The sequence below is a fragment of the Bacillus sp. Hm123 genome (genome assembly GCF_051842975.2).
GTDB lineage: Bacteria > Bacillota > Bacilli > Bacillales > Domibacillaceae > Bacillus_CE.
Genome location: NZ_CM200277.1, coordinates 914,501 through 930,889 on the forward strand (window position 1 = coordinate 914,501; position 16,389 = coordinate 930,889).

Annotated in this window: 17 protein-coding genes; 13 read left to right on the forward strand and 4 right to left on the reverse strand. The window is 41.6% G+C overall.

Translation table 11 applies throughout. The annotated features are described in order from the left end of the window. The first annotated feature begins 307 nt into the window (after positions 1-307). The 8 genes from ilvD (at position 308) to leuD (ending at position 10,377) form a co-directional block, all read left to right on the forward strand. Complete coding sequence (ilvD, locus tag ACSVDJ_RS04790) at positions 308-1,972, forward strand: dihydroxy-acid dehydratase (RefSeq protein WP_439169713.1); 1,665 nt, start codon at positions 308-310, stop codon at positions 1,970-1,972. A 374-nt stretch (positions 1,973-2,346) separates the two neighbouring features. Then, a complete protein-coding gene (gene ilvB / locus ACSVDJ_RS04795; protein ID WP_439169712.1) occupies positions 2,347-4,062 on the forward strand; it encodes an acetolactate synthase large subunit in 1,716 nt (571 codons plus the stop codon). Continuing rightward, the gene (gene ilvN, locus ACSVDJ_RS04800) at positions 4,059-4,580 is read left to right on the forward strand and encodes an acetolactate synthase small subunit (RefSeq protein ID WP_439169710.1); all 522 of its coding nucleotides are present in this window, start codon (positions 4,059-4,061) and stop codon (positions 4,578-4,580) included. The genes ilvB and ilvN overlap by 4 nt, the downstream gene beginning before the upstream one ends. Before the next feature lie 31 nt (positions 4,581-4,611). Next, entirely contained in the window at positions 4,612-5,637 is a 1,026-nt protein-coding gene (gene ilvC, locus ACSVDJ_RS04805; protein ID WP_439169709.1) for a ketol-acid reductoisomerase, read from the forward strand. After that, the gene (locus ACSVDJ_RS04810; protein WP_439169708.1) at positions 5,624-7,171 is read left to right on the forward strand and encodes a 2-isopropylmalate synthase; all 1,548 of its coding nucleotides are present in this window, start codon (positions 5,624-5,626) and stop codon (positions 7,169-7,171) included. Before ilvC ends, ACSVDJ_RS04810 begins: the two co-directional genes overlap by 14 nt. A gap of 18 nt (positions 7,172-7,189) precedes the next feature. Continuing rightward, entirely contained in the window at positions 7,190-8,299 is a 1,110-nt protein-coding gene (gene leuB / locus ACSVDJ_RS04815; protein ID WP_439169707.1) for a 3-isopropylmalate dehydrogenase, read from the forward strand. 73 nt (positions 8,300-8,372) lie between these two features. Beyond that, positions 8,373-9,785 (forward strand): 3-isopropylmalate dehydratase large subunit, encoded by a 1,413-nt coding sequence (gene leuC / locus ACSVDJ_RS04820; protein WP_439169706.1) that lies wholly within the window; start codon positions 8,373-8,375, stop codon positions 9,783-9,785. Between the two features lie 13 nt (positions 9,786-9,798). Continuing rightward, positions 9,799-10,377 carry a 3-isopropylmalate dehydratase small subunit gene (leuD, locus tag ACSVDJ_RS04825; protein WP_439169705.1) on the forward strand — a complete coding sequence of 193 codons (579 nt, stop codon included), beginning with the start codon at positions 9,799-9,801 and terminating at the stop codon, positions 10,375-10,377. A gap of 270 nt (positions 10,378-10,647) precedes the next feature. Here the strand turns inward: leuD and ACSVDJ_RS04830 are convergent, their stop codons facing one another. Continuing rightward, the gene (locus tag ACSVDJ_RS04830) at positions 10,648-10,860 is read right to left on the reverse strand and encodes an alpha/beta-type small acid-soluble spore protein (RefSeq protein ID WP_100403372.1); all 213 of its coding nucleotides are present in this window, start codon (positions 10,858-10,860) and stop codon (positions 10,648-10,650) included. Positions 10,861-11,114: 254 nt separating this feature from the next. Here ACSVDJ_RS04830 and ACSVDJ_RS04835 point away from each other — a divergent pair, with 254 nt between their 5' ends. Next, positions 11,115-11,375 carry a metal-sensitive transcriptional regulator gene (locus ACSVDJ_RS04835; RefSeq protein WP_439169704.1) on the forward strand — a complete coding sequence of 87 codons (261 nt, stop codon included), beginning with the start codon at positions 11,115-11,117 and terminating at the stop codon, positions 11,373-11,375. Between the two features lie 65 nt (positions 11,376-11,440). Here ACSVDJ_RS04835 and ACSVDJ_RS04840 read toward each other — a convergent pair whose 3' ends face one another. Further along, positions 11,441-11,635: a hypothetical protein gene (locus ACSVDJ_RS04840; RefSeq protein ID WP_439169703.1), complete on the reverse strand. Its 195-nt coding sequence runs from the start codon at positions 11,633-11,635 to the stop codon at positions 11,441-11,443. Positions 11,636-11,777: 142 nt separating this feature from the next. Between ACSVDJ_RS04840 and ACSVDJ_RS04845 the strand changes: the two genes are divergently transcribed. The 3 genes from ACSVDJ_RS04845 to ACSVDJ_RS04855 all read left to right on the forward strand — a co-directional run bounded on the left by ACSVDJ_RS04845 (position 11,778) and on the right by ACSVDJ_RS04855 (position 14,294). Further along, positions 11,778-12,926, forward strand: coding sequence for a DUF445 family protein (locus ACSVDJ_RS04845; protein WP_518620124.1), 1,149 nt, complete (start codon positions 11,778-11,780; stop codon positions 12,924-12,926). A 64-nt stretch (positions 12,927-12,990) separates the two neighbouring features. Further along, positions 12,991-13,344 (forward strand): YlbF/YmcA family competence regulator, encoded by a 354-nt coding sequence (locus ACSVDJ_RS04850; protein WP_439169700.1) that lies wholly within the window; start codon positions 12,991-12,993, stop codon positions 13,342-13,344. An 86-nt stretch (positions 13,345-13,430) separates the two neighbouring features. After that, positions 13,431-14,294, forward strand: coding sequence for an HAD hydrolase family protein (locus ACSVDJ_RS04855; protein ID WP_439169699.1), 864 nt, complete (start codon positions 13,431-13,433; stop codon positions 14,292-14,294). Here ACSVDJ_RS04855 and ACSVDJ_RS04860 read toward each other — a convergent pair. Next, the gene (locus ACSVDJ_RS04860; protein ID WP_518620127.1) at positions 14,291-14,467 is read right to left on the reverse strand and encodes a hypothetical protein; all 177 of its coding nucleotides are present in this window, start codon (positions 14,465-14,467) and stop codon (positions 14,291-14,293) included. The two genes, ACSVDJ_RS04855 and ACSVDJ_RS04860, sit on opposite strands and share 4 nt — an antisense overlap. Positions 14,468-14,505: 38 nt before the next feature. After that, on the reverse strand, positions 14,506-14,637 hold the full coding sequence (locus tag ACSVDJ_RS04865) for a hypothetical protein (RefSeq protein ID WP_439169697.1): 132 nt from the start codon (positions 14,635-14,637) through the stop codon (positions 14,506-14,508). 136 nt (positions 14,638-14,773) lie between these two features. On the opposite strand from ACSVDJ_RS04865, the gene ACSVDJ_RS04870 reads away from it, so the two are divergent. Further along, positions 14,774-16,264 (forward strand): coproporphyrinogen III oxidase, encoded by a 1,491-nt coding sequence (locus tag ACSVDJ_RS04870; RefSeq protein ID WP_439169767.1) that lies wholly within the window; start codon positions 14,774-14,776, stop codon positions 16,262-16,264. The last annotated feature ends 125 nt before the right edge of the window (positions 16,265-16,389 follow it).

Below are 16,389 nucleotides of genomic sequence, written 5' to 3' on the forward strand. Positions count from 1 at the left end.
GCGCCGATGAGTTGGCGCTTTTTTTTGGTTGAATAAATAAAAAAAATTTTATGCCAGAAAAAATTAAAAGCCTATACTTTCAACCTTGTAAGCGATTCCAGATTTTATGAATAACCCTTCAATAATTATAATAATCTAAAAATTTAATAAAAGGTGTTGACCAATAGTGAAAAGCAAGATATGATTGACCTCAACATAAACTTAATTTTCAGATTAGCTAGATAAATAATGCTATTCGAAATAAGTAAAATGATTTTTCAACTTGTTGCAATGTACATGTAGCTTTATGACATCTGGAGGAGATACCATGCGCAGTGACATGATAAAGAAAGGAATCGATCGTGCGCCACACCGCAGCTTGCTTTATGCAGCGGGAGTGAAAACAGAAGATTTGCACAAACCATTCATTGGAGTGTGTAACTCATACATCGATATTATTCCTGGACACGTTCACTTAAACAAATTTGCTGAAGTAGTGAAAGAAGCCATTCGTGAAGCGGGAGGCGTACCGTTTGAATTCAATACGATTGGAGTAGATGATGGGATCGCAATGGGTCACATTGGCATGAGATATTCGCTTCCGAGTAGAGAATTAATTGCCGATGCGGCAGAAACGGTCATCAATGCTCATTGGTTTGATGGAGTATTCTATATTCCAAACTGTGATAAGATCACACCGGGGATGCTGATGTCCGCTGTTAGAACAAATGTCCCTTCCGTGTTCGTCTCAGGCGGACCGATGGAAGGTGGGAAAACACAGTCTGGAAAGCCACTCTCACTCGTTTCTGTTTTTGAAGGAGTAGGCGCCCATCTATCTGGGAAAATGTCAGCCGAAGAGCTACTAGAAATCGAGTCTAGTGCATGTCCGACATGCGGCTCCTGTTCAGGGATGTTTACAGCCAATTCCATGAACTCTTTAATGGAAATGCTAGGTGTAACACCGCCAGGAAATGCGACGATTGTAGCCACATCGAATGAACGACATAAGCTTATTAAACAAGCAGTTAAGCATTTGATGGACATGGTCAAGAATGATGTGAAACCAAGAGATATCGTTACGAAAGAGGCGATCGATGATGCATTCGCTCTTGACATGGCGATGGGAGGATCGACAAATACGGTTCTTCATACGTTAGCTATTGCGAATGAAGCGGAGATTGAATATGACCTCAATCGAATTAATGAAATTGCCAAAAGAGTTCCGTACTTATCGAAAATAAGTCCAGCATCTGACTATACGATGCAGGATGTTCATGAAGCAGGCGGAATTAGCGCGATTATAAATGAATTATGTAAGATTGGTGCTATCAGTAAGGATCGCATCACTATCACTGGAAAGTCAGTGTATGAAAATGTGCAAGATGCTGAAATCACGAACGATGTTGTTATTCGTCGAAGCGACAATCCTTATAGTCCTGTGGGCGGACTGTCCATCCTATACGGAAATTTGGCCCCTGACGGTGGAGTAATTAAAGTAGGGGCTGTTGATCCTTCGATTCAAACATTCATGGGTGAAGCAATCGTCTTTGAATCTCAAGATGAGGCGCTCGAAGGAATCAATAACGGCACGGTGAGAGAAGGGCATGTCGTTGTCATTCGCTATGAAGGTCCTAAAGGTGGCCCGGGAATGCCAGAAATGCTCGCTCCAACAGCTGCTATCGCTGGTCGTGGATTAGAGAAGAAAGTCGCTTTAATGACAGACGGAAGATTTTCTGGAGCATCAAGAGGAATTTCCATCGGTCACGTTTCTCCTGAGGCGGCTGAAGGTGGTCCGATTGCTTTCGTTGAAAATGGTGATCAAATCATTATCGACCTTCCGAATCGAACATTAAATGTCGTGATTACGGAAGAGGAACTGGCTGAAAGAAAGAAGAATTTCGTTCAACCGGAGCCAAAGATTAAAAAAGGCTATTTAGCTAGATATTCTAAATTAGTGACCTCCGCTAGTACGGGCGGAATTATGAAAATATAATAATGAACATGTTGACGAGGAAAAAGTTGTTAGAATCCGTATTTCACAGAGAGCCGGTTAGAGCTGAGACCCGGTAATACCTCTTACAACGACATCCCCTCTGAGTGCTGATCTGAACGTTCGCTAGTAGGATTGGTCGAGTAGCTACTACTCGTTATCAAAAAGGACAATGAATGATTGTCCATGAGGTGGTATTTGTGAAAATACCATAAACCAGGGTGGTACCGTGGAAAGAAAAGCTCTTTTCACCCCTGCGCTTATCGGATTAGTAGGCGTAAGGGTGAGGAGGGCTTTTCTTGTTGTTTTCTTTTCTTTGAAAAAGCTAGTCACTCTTACAAATTAGGGAATAAAACAACTATTTGGAGGGGAACAGAATGAGTCCAAAAGTAAAGGCGGAGACGAAGCTAGTAAAAGAAACGATGAATGGAGCAGAGTTGTTTATAGAAGCACTGAAAAAAGAAAATGTAGAGGTCGTATTTGGGTATCCGGGGGGCGCTGTTCTTCCGCTTTACGATGCGCTATACAAAAATCCTATTCGTCACATTTTAGCTCGACATGAGCAAGCAGCCATTCATGCAGCAGAGGGCTACGCAAGAGTTTCAGGTAAACCAGGAGTTGTTATTGCGACATCAGGTCCGGGGGCAACGAATCTTGTAACAGGAATTACCGATGCATTAATGGATTCTCTGCCATTAGTTATTTTCACTGGCCAAGTAGCAACGGGCGTGATCGGATCTGATGCTTTCCAAGAAGCAGATGTAATCGGAATTACGATGCCAATTACAAAGCATAATTACCAAGTGAGAGATTTAAAAGAATTGCCGCGAATTATTCGTGAAGCTTTCCATATCGCCACCACTGGAAGACCTGGTCCTGTGTTAATTGATATTCCTAAAGATATCGCAACGACGGTGATCGAACCGGAATTTGTGACAGAAGTCAATTTACCAGGTTATCAGCCGAACTTAACGCCAAATGTTTTACAAGTGAAGAAATTAGTTGATGCATTAGCTGAAGCGAAAAAGCCTGTTATTTTAGCAGGTGCCGGGGTATTACATGGAGGCGCAACAGAAGAATTATTAGCATTTGCAGAGGAAATGAATATTCCTGTTGCTAATACATTGTTAGGTTTAGGCTCTTTCCCATCCGATCATCGACTATTTCTTGGCATGGGGGGCATGCATGGAACGTACACAGCCAACATGGCAATGTATGAAAGTGATTTGCTCATTAATATTGGCGCTAGATTTGATGATCGTTTAACGGGGAATTTACAGCATTTTGCGAAGTATGCAACAGTCGCTCATATTGATATTGACCCAGCAGAGATCGGAAAAAATGTGGAAACAAAGATTCCGATTGTTGCGGATGCGAAAGAAGCATTGCAAAAGTTGCTTAACCTAGAATTAACCGCTCCTGATGCGAAAGAATGGCTTAGTAAGTTAGAGAAGAACAAACAAGAATATCCATTATGGCATTCGGACAATGAAGAGGGGATCTCTCCTCAGCGTTTAACTGAAATGATCCATGCGGTTACAAATGGGGATGCCATTGTTACGACGGATGTTGGTCAGCATCAAATGTGGACGGCACAATATTACGGTTTTAATAAACCGAATCGCTGGGTCACATCTGGGGGGCTTGGCACGATGGGATTTGGTTTCCCAGCAGCGATTGGCGCTCAGATTGCCTATCCTGATGATACAGTAGTAGCCATTGCTGGAGATGCTGGTTTCCAAATGACATTGCAGGAGCTAGGTTTGATTGCTGAGTTAAACTTACCTGTTAAAATTATGATTTTTAACAACCAAGCATTAGGAATGGTTCGACAGTGGCAGGAAACATTCTATGAAGAAAGATATTCGCAATCACTTCTTCCGTGCCAGCCTGATTTTGTGAAGTTAGCAGAGTCGTATGGCATCCGCGGCTACTCTGTTTCGACAGAAGAAGAGGCGGAGAAAGTGTTACAAGAAACATTAAATGACCGTCAAGCAGTACTCATTGATTTCCGTATCAAACCGAAGGAAAAAGTATATCCAATGATTGCGCCAGGAAAAGGACTTCATGAAATGATTGGGGTGAGACCATGAAACGTATTGTAACGGTTACTGTTCTTAATCAAAGTGGTGTTTTGAACAGAATTACCGGCTTATTTACAAAAAGGCAATTTAACATTGAAAGCATTACAGTCGGTCCAACTGAAACAGACGGGATCTCTAAGATGACAGTCATCGTTCATGTAGAAGATGAGCGAACGATTGAACAAGTGTTAAAGCAATTGAATAAGCAAATCGATGTATTAAAAGTAACAGACATTACCGATTTAGCGATTGTATCGCGCGAGCTGGCTCTCATTAAAGTGATGACCACACCACAAACTCGCGCTGAAATTAACGTCATTATCGAGCCTTTCCGGGCGACGATTATCGACGTTGCTAGAGATAGTGTCACGATTCAAGTAGTAGGGAATTTCGAGAAAATTGAATCGATGATTGAGCTGCTTCGTCCATATGGCATTAAAGACTTGTCACGAACTGGGCAAACAGCACTTACACGCGGCTCACAAAAGCAAGTCACTGAAATGAAGCAATACTCTATTTTAAAATAAAATTAACTAAATTTTCGGAGGATGATGAAAAATGGCGAAAGTATATTATAACGGAGATATTAACGAAGCGGTATTAGCAAACAAAAAGGTAGCAATCATCGGATATGGCTCTCAAGGTCACGCACATGCACAAAACCTTCGTGAAAGTGGCGTAGATGTAGTTGTTGGTTTAAGACGAGGAAAGTCTTGGGAGCAAGCGGAAAAAGACGGTTTCGATGTGAAATCTGTACGTGAAGCGAGCGCAGAAGCAGATTTAATCATGATCTTACTTCCAGATGAGTACCAAACAGCAGTATACAAAAATGAAATTGAGCCTGAGTTAACCGCAGGAAAAGCATTAGCATTCGCTCACGGATTTAATGTTCATTTCAATCAAATTGTCCCACCAGCGGATGTAGACGTATTTTTAGCTGCACCAAAAGGACCAGGTCACTTAGTTCGCCGCACATATACTGAAGGTGCTGGAGTTCCAGCGTTAATCGGTATTTATCAAGATGTGACAGGTCAAGCGAAAGATATCGCTCTTGCTTACGCTAGAGGTGTAGGAGCAGGCCGTGCAGGTATTATCGAAACAACATTTAAAGAAGAAACAGAAACGGATCTATTCGGTGAGCAAGCTGTCCTTTGTGGTGGCGCATCTGCTCTAGTAAAAGCTGGATTTGAAACGTTAATCGAAGCTGGCTACCAACCAGAAGTTGCTTACTTCGAATGTTTACATGAGTTGAAATTAATCGTTGATTTAATGTACGAAGGTGGACTTGAAGGAATGAGATATTCCATTTCTGATACAGCACAATGGGGAGATTTCGTCTCTGGTCCTCGCGTCGTTACAGCTGAAACAAAAGAGCGTATGAAAGATGTATTAACAGATATTCAAACTGGAAAATTTGCGAAAGGTTGGTTGCTTGAGAACCAATTGAATCGTCCAGAATTCACAGCGATCAATGAAAGTGAAAAACAACATCCGATTGAAGTGGTAGGACGCGAGCTTCGCGAAATGATGCCATTTGTCAAAAAACAATCGAAGAAGGAAGTGACGGCTGGTGCGCAAAATTGAGATCTTTGACACAACGTTAAGAGATGGGGAACAATCAGCGGGTGTCAACTTAAATACCATTGAAAAGTTAGAGATCGCCAAGCAATTAGAACGATTAGGAGTAGATGTCATTGAAGCGGGCTTTCCTGCCGCTTCAAGAGGCGATCTAGAAGCCGTTCAATTAATTGCTAACACAATCAAAAACAGTTCAGTAACGGGCCTTGCTCGCTCGCATCAAAAAGACATTGATGCAACTTGGGAAGCATTAAAGCAATCAGCTGAGCCAAGAATCCATGTCTTCCTCGCTACTTCACCGATTCACCGCGAATTTAAGTTGAAGATGAGCAAAGATGAAGTGGTCGAACGTGCAGTTGAAGCTGTTAAATACGCAAAACAAAAATTTGCTAAAGTACAATTTTCAGCGGAGGATGCCTGTCGGACAGAGCTTGATTTTCTAGCTCGTGTCACAGAAGCGGTTATTGATGCAGGAGCAACTGTTGTTAACATTCCAGATACAGTCGGCTACATTACACCGCAAGAAATTAGACAAATCTTTACGTATTTACGAGAAAACGTCTCGAATATTGATCAAGCGATTTTATCCGCTCATTGCCATGACGACTTAGGAATGGCAACGGCGAACTCGTTAGCAGCTATTGAAGCCGGAGCTGGACAAGTGGAAGGTACAATTAACGGAATCGGTGAACGTGCTGGAAATGTGGCGCTTGAAGAAGTAGCTGTTGCTCTTCACATTCGTAATGATTTTTACAAAGCTTCAACGAATATGAAGCTAGATGAAATTAAGCGTACGAGTAATCTAGTTAGTAAATTAACAGGTATGATCATCCCTGCGAATAAAGCGGTGATTGGTGACAACGCTTTTGCTCACGAATCCGGCATTCACCAAGATGGTGTGCTGAAGGAGAAAACAACGTACGAAATTATTACACCAGAATTGATCGGTGTGAAATCAAATAAATTAGTGCTTGGCAAACACTCCGGTCGTCATGCGTTTAAAACTCAAGCGATTGAGCTAGGTTTTGAATTAGCTGATGACAAGCTAAACGAAGCATTCCAAACTTTTAAAGACTTAGCTGACAAGAAAAAAGAAATTACCGATGAAGATTTATTCTCCATCTTAGCTGATAAGCAGACGGAATCCGTTGATGTGAGCCACTACGTTTTAAATACGATCCAAGTTCAGTATGGAACAGAAAATATTCCAACGGCAACTATTTCAGCCACTTTGCCAGACGGTCAAAATGTTACAGAAGCAGCAACAGGCTCAGGAAGTGTAGAAGCCATTTACAACACATTAGAGCGTCTATTAAAAGGCCCAGTGAAATTGCATGATTACAAAATTAACTCAGTGAGCGGTGGCCGTGATGCTCTAGCTGAAGTGTATGTACGAGTGAATTATAACGGAATGGAATCAAGCGGTCGTGGAACGGCACAAGATGTTCTTGAAGCTTCGGCACGCGCTTACTTAAACGCTGTGAATCGAGTATTGACGATTGAAGCACAGCAGCAAGATATACAAAAAGCTCACATTTGATGTAACGGAGGGGTTAACGTGAAAAAGAAAATTGCAGTATTACCTGGAGATGGAGTTGGCCGAGAAATTGTGAAAGGAGCCACTTCTGTTTTAGCAGCGATCGGTCAACGATTCGGTCATGAATTCGAGATTGAATACGGTGAAATTGGAGGAGCGGCGATTGATTCGTTTAACACACCTCTTCCAACAGAAACGCTTGATCTTTGTAAAAGAAGTGATGCTGTTCTACTTGGAGCGGTAGGTGGACCAAAGTGGGATCACTTGCCTTCTCATATCCGTCCAGAGCGCGGGTTGCTAGCGATTCGTAAAGAGCTTGGCCTTTTCGCTAATTTACGTCCAATCCTTGCTTTTCAAACATTACTGCAATCTTCACCACTTAAACCTGAAATTGCAGAAGGTGTGAACTTAATGATTGTTCGTGAATTGACGGGTGGCTTATATTTCGGCAAGCCAAGTGAACGTCGAGGAGAGAACGAAGAGGTCGTTGTCGACACATTGCAATATACGAGAGAAGAAATTGAACGTATCGTCGATCAAGCGTTTGAACTGGCAGTTGTACGTCAAAAGAAACTGACGTCTGTAGATAAAGCGAATGTGCTAGAGTCCAGTCGCATGTGGCGAGAAATTGTTAATGAAAAAGCGAAACTTTATCCACAAGTAGAAGTGGAGCATATGTATGTCGATGCTGCGGCGATGAAGCTTGTAAGCCGCCCGAAAGATTTCGATGTCGTTGTGACAGAAAACTTATTTGGCGATATTTTAAGTGATGAAGCATCGATGATCACCGGTTCACTGGGGATGCTTCCATCCGCTAGCTTGCGTGCTGATGGGTTCGGCTTATACGAGCCCGTGCATGGATCGGCTCCTGATATTGCTGGACAAAATAAAGCGAATCCGATGGCGATGATTTTATCCGCAGCGTTGATGTTGAAATACTCGTTTAATCTTCGTGAGGAAGCAGAATCGATCGAGCAAGCGGTACAAGAAGTGTTAAATGCCGGTTACCGTACGAGCGATTTGCAAATTGAAGGTGGAACGGTCGTTGGCACCGATCAAATGATTGAGTTGATCGTTCAACGAGTAGAAGAAGGGTCAGCTATTTCTTCAATCATGGGTGCTTATATGTAATAAGTGAAACATAGGTGGATTCCTCGTTGCAGGAATCCCTCTTTTTTAAAAAAAGCCAGTGGGGGGGCTAGTTATGACAGCGAAAACAATTATTGAGAAAATATGGGAAAAACATATCGTGCATAGAGAAGAGGGAAAACCGGATCTTTTATACATCGATCTTCATTTAGTTCATGAGGTCACTTCTCCACAAGCATTTGAAGGGCTACGGATGAACAACCGCAAAGTTCGTCGTCCCGATTTAACGTATGCGACAATGGATCATAACGTACCGACTGTTAACCGTCATATTGTGAAAGATCCTGTTTCCAAAACGCAAATGGAAACGTTAGAAAAAAACTGCCAAGAGTTCGGGGTGGAGCTTTCAGACATTGATCATCCAGATCAAGGAATTGTACACGTCATTGGTCCCGAGCTTGGATTAACGCAACCAGGAAAAACAATTGTTTGTGGAGACAGTCATACGTCTACACATGGAGCTTTTGGAGCGTTAGCATTCGGAATTGGAACAAGTGAAGTCGAGCACGTTTTGGCTACTCAAACATTGTGGCAAGCAAGACCAAAAACGCTACAAATTAAAATTAACGGTAAGCTTGGCTTTGGAGTAACAGCGAAAGACTTGATTTTAGCGGTCATTGCCAAATACGGAGTCAATGCCGGGACAGGCTATATTATGGAATATACCGGTGAAGCGATTCGTGATTTATCAATGGAAGAGCGAATGACGGTTTGTAACATGTCTATTGAAGCAGGTGCACGTGCGGGGTTGATTAGTCCAGATGAAAAAACGGTCGAATATTTAAGAGGTCGCCGTCATGTTCCAGAAGGAGAAGAATTTGAGCAATTAGCTCAGACATGGTTAGCGCTTGCGACCGATGAAGGCGCTGTGTATGACCAAACATTTGAGATCAATGGAGAAGACATTGAGCCACAAGTGACATGGGGAACCAATCCTTCTATGGGCAGCGGCATTAGCGCCACAGTTCCAAATCCGAATGATTTTGAGCGCGCTGTGGATCAAGAGTCCGTCTCAAGAGCATTAGATTACATGGGATTAGCAGCGGGAACGAAATTAGCAGATATTCCGGTTGATTATGTTTTTATCGGTTCTTGTACGAATTCGCGCATTAGTGATTTACGAGCAGCTGCGGAAGTGGCGAAAGGACGCAAGGTACAACCAGGTGTAACCGCGATTGTTGTCCCAGGTTCGCAAGCGGTGAAGCAAGTAGCAGAGTCAGAAGGGCTGGATCAAGTTTTTACTGAAGCGGGCTTTGAGTGGCGTGAATCTGGATGTAGTATGTGTTTAGCGATGAATGACGATATCGTTCCGGCAGGCAAGCGTTGTGCATCGACATCTAACCGCAACTTTGAAGGGCGCCAAGGAAATGGAGCGAAAACGCATCTTGTCAGTCCGACAATGGCGGCAGCGGCAGCGGTGACTGGTAAATTTACAGATGTACGCCAATTAGTAGGCGTACAACAATAAGGGGGAGAATGAAATGAAAGCAATCAATCAATTTAATGGTGTTGTCTGCCCTCTCAACCGTGTAAATGTTGATACCGATCAAATTATTCCGAAGCAGTTTTTAAAGAGAATCGAGCGTCAAGGCTTTGGGCAATTTGTTTTCTATCACTGGCGTTTTGATGATGACGGTGTGAAAAAGGACGATTTTGTCATGAATCAACCGCAATATGAGCAGGCAGAAATATTAGTAGCTGGAGAGAATTTTGGCTACGGATCTTCACGTGAGCATGCACCGTGGGCATTGCTAGACTATGGATTCCGCGTCGTTATTGCTCCAAGCTTTGCGGACATCTTTTATAATAACTGTGTCAAAAACGGTATTTTAGCGATTCGTTTAACAGAGGATGAAGTACAAACGATTATGAAAAAAGCGGAACAGCGAGAATATCGCTTATTCATTGATTTAAAAGAGCAGAGCATTACCGATCAAAACGGCTTTGAAGCATCATTTGATATCAATCCTTATTGGAAAGAGATGCTGTTAAACGGCTGGGATGAAATTGCTGTTACATTGAATTTAGAAGCAGAAATTACAGCATACGAACAGCAGTGATCAAACGAAGGAAGGTCTCTATGTCGAGGCTTTCTTTTTTTCTTTTACTAACGTGAATGTTTTTTGGGAAAAGAGGGAAAAGTGATAGAGGTGAAGTAAACGTGGAAGCAAGTACATATCGGATAGTACAAACACAATATAGTAAGGAGAACTTTCAAGTCGGGATGAAGCGAGCTTTCACTGATTGAAGTTTTTGCTCATTTGAAAAAATAAGATGAGCCCTTGAAAGAATTCAAGGGCTCTAGCCATAAATATGAAGTTGTAAAAGGATTATTTTTGTTGGTAGCCGCCCATTTGTTGTTGAGCCATTGCTACTAGACGCTTCGTAATTTCTCCACCAACAGAACCGTTAGAGCGTGCAGTTGAATCTGGGCCAAGGTTTACACCGAACTCAGAAGCGATTTCATACTTCATTTGGTCGATCGCTTGTTGTGCTCCTGCAACTAGTAATTGGTTGCTGTTGTTACGATTTGCGTTTGTCATGTTTGTCATCTCCTGTTGTATGATTTTTGGTTGGGCCACTGGAATTGCACCAGTCCTTTTTTAGAGGCCAGACTATCTGGTGAGCCCATTAATATGAGTGACTTGCTGCTTGTATTACTATTATGTTTTCTTTTTTACGGTTTATTCACTCATATTTCATGGTAATTATTACCTTTTGGTTTTTGGTTAAAAAAGCGTTTTTTCAAGCTCTATGCTATAATTGTTACAGAGTATGTTGAACGAGGTGGAGAAATATGGATCATAATCGTGAGGTCACTAATAGATTGCGACGTATTGAAGGACAAATTCGTGGCGTAATTAAAATGATGGAAGAAGAAAAGCATTGTAAGGAAGTCGTTACTCAATTATCAGCGATTCGCTCAGCTGTCGATCGTTCTATTGGATTAATCGTTGCTAAAAATCTTGAAAGCTGTATTCGTGAAGCAAATGAACAAGGCCAAAATGCGGAAGAAGCGATCCAAGAAGCGGTAAATATGATTGTTAAAAGCAGATAAAGCTGTCTAAAAATGAGTGCCAGACACCAACTTTCGGCGTCAGGCACTTATAGGGCAGCTTTTTTTTAAGCTCTAGGAGGCGTTTCGTCAATGAACATATGTGTCTCTTCGATATTAGCAGTGATCTCGTCTTCTCTCATATGAACAGACCCTCCAGAAAGTCCTTCATTGATCATCCGATCGACGTCTAAAAAGGCTTGATCTTTCCCTTCAAACTGAGTATCTGGAAGGAAGGAAAATTCCACATCTTTTTTCTTCATTAAAAAAACCTCCTTTACCATTAATTTGTGCATCAATGAAGGTTTTTATTCAGTCATCTTCTAGTGAACAATATTTGCTAAAATTCGCTAAATAAATTTATAATGAAAGAGCCGATTGAATCGGTGATGAACAGTTTGGTAGGTGAACAGGAAAATGAATTTCTTTTTGTTATTATTATTTATGATTGTTATTGGAGCGGTTATTGGAGCGGTAACGAACTCCATTGCGATTAAAATGCTATTTCATCCTTATCGTCCGCTGTACATAGGGAAGTGGCAGCTGCCGTTTACGCCTGGATTAATTCCGAAAAGGCGAGGGGAGCTTGCAGAACAGCTTGGAAAGATGGTCGCTCAATACTTATTAACGCCGGAAAGCATTGAGCGTAAATTAAGCCACCCTGATTTTCAGAAAGATATCGTATCGCTTCTACAACAGGAGGCAAAGCCGTTCCTTTCTTCGGATAAGACACTTTCTGAAGTTTTGGAAAAAGTGCATGTTCACGGAGCGGAGCAAAAAGCAGAGCAATGGGTAGAGCAATGGATTGATAAGAAATACCGTAGCATGAAAGACTTCTATATCGATCAAACGGTTGGAGAATCTCTCCCTATTGAATGGATCGATAAAATCGACACGAAAATCCCTGAAATATCGGATTATATCATTCATAAAGGAGTCGATTATTTCTCTAGCTTAGAAGGTCGACAACGAATCAAAAAAATGACGGACGACTTTTTATCTGAGTGGGGGAAGCTTGGAAGCATGTTGCAAATGATCCTTGGCAACACGACGTTAGAAGATAAAATTCAGCCGGAAATTCTCAAATTTTTAAACAGTCCAGGTACGAAAGAATTAATGGATACATTGCTTAAAAATGAATGGGAGAAAATTCTCAATTGGAAATGGTCCTACGTCCTTACTCAATTTTCCGATGAAAAAGCATTGGAAAAGGGAAAAGCTTTCGTTCTTCGCCAGCTCAATCTTCATGCGCTATTTGGACGATCCGTGTCGGATTTGATCCAGCCATTTGAAGAGAAAATCATTGATGAAGTCATTCCAACACTCGTTCAAAAAGGTGGGCATTTTGTCGCTACACGCATTCCGATGATGATGGAAAAGCTTCATATTGCTGACATCGTGTGTGAACAAGTCGAAACATTTTCGCTTGAGCGCCTAGAGGAAATGGTCCTAGAAATTTCGAGGCGAGAATTAAAAATGATCACCTTCCTTGGTGGCTTACTAGGAGGAGTGATCGGATTACTTCAAGGTGTAATTGTTGGACTATTTACGTAAACATTCGCATAATCATGGTATAGTCTGTTAAAGTGAGTGTATAAGAGATAAAGGAGGAACAATAATGGCAATCAATTTACATGATTTAGCTTATGAGTTAGAGAAAGGTGTACGCGAAAGTGCGGAGTATATTCAATTAAAACAATTATATGCAGAAGTAAATAATGATCCAGAAGCGAACAAAGTATTTTCGGAGTTCCGGGACATTCAAATGAAATTACAAGAAAAGCAAATGGCAGGACAAGATATTACAGAAGAAGAAGTGCAACAAGCTCAACAAACGGTTATGCTTGTTCAACAACATGAGAAAATTTCGAAATTAATGGAAGCAGAGCAACGGATGAGCATGGTGATTGCTGATTTAAATAAAATCATTTTAAAGCCGCTTGAGGAAATGTACGGTCCAGTTGTGGATTAAGTAAAGATGGGCACCCAATTTGGGTGTTCTTTTTTTATTTTGTCGTTCATATTTTTAACGTAAGACAACGTGAAGGGGGAACGCAGATGACGTATCGGTTATTAGCGCTGAATATAATGGGCGCTTTTTCTCAAAATAAAGGACGTGTGAGCAAAGCGACGAAAGAAGCAATTGAATATGCGCATAAGAAAAAGGTGTCTATCCTCTTATTTTCCGAGCGAGAGCATGCGTTTGTTAAGCGAATAGCGAAAGCATTACATTCCGAAAGTCACCTTGTTGCCCATAATGGTGCATATGTCATTTCCAGTCAAAATAAGCCGATGTATATTCAAAGAATTTCTGAAGATGATACATTCGATTTAATCCAATTTCTAGAATCGTTTGACTGTCAAATCACTGTAGAAAATGAAAGTTTTTCGGTGAGTAATAAAGGCAAGCTACCAGCCACATTAGTGAAAAGAACGATTTGGCAACGAACGCAAAAGTTTCTCTACTCCCAATACTTTGTTGATTCTTTAGGGGAGCACTTATTAGAAGAGCGAATTTCGCCGTTATCGATTCAAGCAACATTTCATAACAGTGAAGAAAGGGATGAAGCTTTACAAGCGTTAGCGAATATGTTTGAACATATAAACTTTATTAGTAGAGATCAAAATAAAATTGAAATGACAGCAACCGGTGTCTCTAAATGGAATAGCATTGTGTATGTAGCTGAGCAACTTGGAATTTCTAGATCAGAAATTGTGGTGATTGGGATTAGTGAAGATGATGAAGAAGCTGTCCAGCAAGCAGGGACGGGGATTGCGATGGGGAATGCCGATCCAAAAGTGAAGGAAGTGGCTGATTGGGTCACAAGAACGAATAAAGAAGAAGGTATAGCTTACGTCGTGAAGGAACTTTTGCGGCATCAGCATAAACACGCAATAGAAGAAATGAATAAAGTCGATTAAGCGGTGGGAAAAGCCGCTTTTTTTTCATGTTCCTCTTTGCGATAAGTCAACATCGATTTACTGTCGTTCATCGTGTTTCCTTTATCTCGATCGGCTCGTTCCAGTCCATACGCCGCTAACAGCGCCCTTCGCTTTTCTTGTGTCCAGCTCCGCCTCCTAGACACTCGAGTCAAATGTCAGCCTGACTGCATGGCTGAAGAACGCCATTCCGTCATTCTGTCATTTGCTTGTCGTGTCTGGACAGTCGGCTCCGCTTTTCTATTGTCCAGCTCCAGGCGCTAGCGACTAGTGGACTTCCACGCTCCTCCTTGCGATAAGTCAACATCGATTCACTGTCGTTCATCGTGTTTCCTTTATCTCGATCGGCTCGTTCCAGTCCATACGTCGCTAAACAGCGCCCTTCGCTTTTCTATACTTGACCTTGTTGTTTAGTTTTCAGTATGCTAGATGGAGCAAATTGTGTAGAAGGGTGATTGGATTTGTTAATTAGTGTGAAAGGTTTAGAGGATGAGCGATATGAGCGGCCGTTGAGGTTGATTGCTAATTTGTTTTTTGAGGAAACAGAGATTGATATGGTAGGGGATGACGGTGCCCTGGAAGTGTCTTTTACGTTAACGGGAGAAACAGATGTGAAAGCGGAGGCTGTTTTGACGATCAAGGAGAGCGGAGAACAATTTGTCTCTCACTATGAGAAACGAATTGTAGCTGATCAAGAAAGAGAATATTTCAAAGGGTTGAAAAATATCGTGTCGCATGTGTATTTACATGTGCTTCAAGACTACACGGAAGTTGTACAAAAATGGGGCATCTTAACGGGGATTCGCCCAACTAAATTGTTGCATCGTCAAAATCAAGCGGGTGTTCCGACAGAAGTGGCTCATCGTAAACTGCAAGAAGAGTACTTAATGACAGCAGAGAAAACGGAGTTAATGCAGCGGATTTTGGAACGCCAGCTAGCGATTGTTCCAGATTTATATGATTTGAAAAAAGAAGTCAGTATTTATATCGGGATTCCATTTTGTCCAACGAAATGTGCGTATTGTACGTTCCCTGCCTTTGCGATTCAAGGAAAGCAAGGACGTGTATCCTCCTTTCTAAGCGGGTTACATTTTGAAATGGAAGAAATCGGACGATGGTTAAAAGAAAAAGGTGTACGCATCACGACGGTTTATTACGGAGGAGGGACACCGACGGCGATCAGCGCAGAGGAGATGGATGATCTGTATGAACTGATGTATCAAGTGTTTCCTGATGTGGAGAACATTCGTGAAATCACCGTTGAAGCTGGACGACCTGATACGATTACGCAAGCGAAGCTAGATGTATTAAAAAAGTGGAACATCGATCGGATTAGCATTAATCCACAATCATATACGCAGGAAACGCTGAAAGCGATCGGACGACATCATACAGTCGAAGAAACGATTGATAAATATCAGTTAGCTAGAGAAAATGGCATGAATAACATTAATATGGATCTAATTATCGGTTTGCCGGGTGAAGGGTCTGAGGAATTCCAGCATTCCCTTGATGAAACGGAGAAATTAATGCCAGAGTCCTTAACGGTTCACACGCTATCGTTTAAAAGAGCTTCTGAAATGACACAGAATAAAGACAAATATAAAGTGGCGGACCGCTCCGAAGTGGAACAGATGATGAGCATGGCCGAACAGTGGACGAAGGATCATGGCTATGTACCGTATTATTTATATCGCCAGAAAAATATTCTCGGCAATTTAGAAAATGTCGGCTATTGTATGCCGGGACAAGAAAGTATTTACAATATTGTTATTATGGAAGAAGTGCAGACGATTATCGGTATTGGCTGTGGAGCGGCGAGTAAATTTATCGATCCGAATACCGGGAAAATTGAGCACTTTGCTAACCCGAAAGATCCGAAAACTTATAACGAACGGTTTGAAGAATATACGAATAAAAAGATTGCCATTTTAAATGAATTATTTAAATAAAAACAGGATTTCAGCTTGCTCTTTTACAGGAGCAAGCTTTTTTTTGTGATGAAAATTCGAAATTTTTAAAAAATAACTATGAATGGTGCTTCATTTTTTGTATCCTTAATAGTAGGGAGGGTGGT

Coding starts and splice junctions, on each gene's coding strand:
- ilvD (WP_439169713.1), top strand. CDS start 308: ATGCGCAGTGACATGATAAAGAAAGGAATCGATCGTGCGCCACACCGC.
- ilvB (WP_439169712.1), top strand. CDS start 2,347: ATGAGTCCAAAAGTAAAGGCGGAGACGAAGCTAGTAAAAGAAACGATG.
- ilvN (WP_439169710.1), top strand. CDS start 4,059: ATGAAACGTATTGTAACGGTTACTGTTCTTAATCAAAGTGGTGTTTTG.
- ilvC (WP_439169709.1), top strand. CDS start 4,612: ATGGCGAAAGTATATTATAACGGAGATATTAACGAAGCGGTATTAGCA.
- leuC (WP_439169706.1), top strand. CDS start 8,373: ATGACAGCGAAAACAATTATTGAGAAAATATGGGAAAAACATATCGTG.
- leuD (WP_439169705.1), top strand. CDS start 9,799: ATGAAAGCAATCAATCAATTTAATGGTGTTGTCTGCCCTCTCAACCGT.
- ACSVDJ_RS04830 (WP_100403372.1), bottom strand. CDS start 10,860: ATGACAAACGCAAATCGTAACAACAGCAACCAATTACTAGTTGCAGGA.
- ACSVDJ_RS04835 (WP_439169704.1), top strand. CDS start 11,115: ATGGATCATAATCGTGAGGTCACTAATAGATTGCGACGTATTGAAGGA.
- ACSVDJ_RS04840 (WP_439169703.1), bottom strand. CDS start 11,635: ATGAAGAAAAAAGATGTGGAATTTTCCTTCCTTCCAGATACTCAGTTT.
- ACSVDJ_RS04850 (WP_439169700.1), top strand. CDS start 12,991: ATGGCAATCAATTTACATGATTTAGCTTATGAGTTAGAGAAAGGTGTA.
- ACSVDJ_RS04855 (WP_439169699.1), top strand. CDS start 13,431: ATGACGTATCGGTTATTAGCGCTGAATATAATGGGCGCTTTTTCTCAA.
- ACSVDJ_RS04865 (WP_439169697.1), bottom strand. CDS start 14,637: ATGAACGACAGTGAATCGATGTTGACTTATCGCAAGGAGGAGCGTGGA.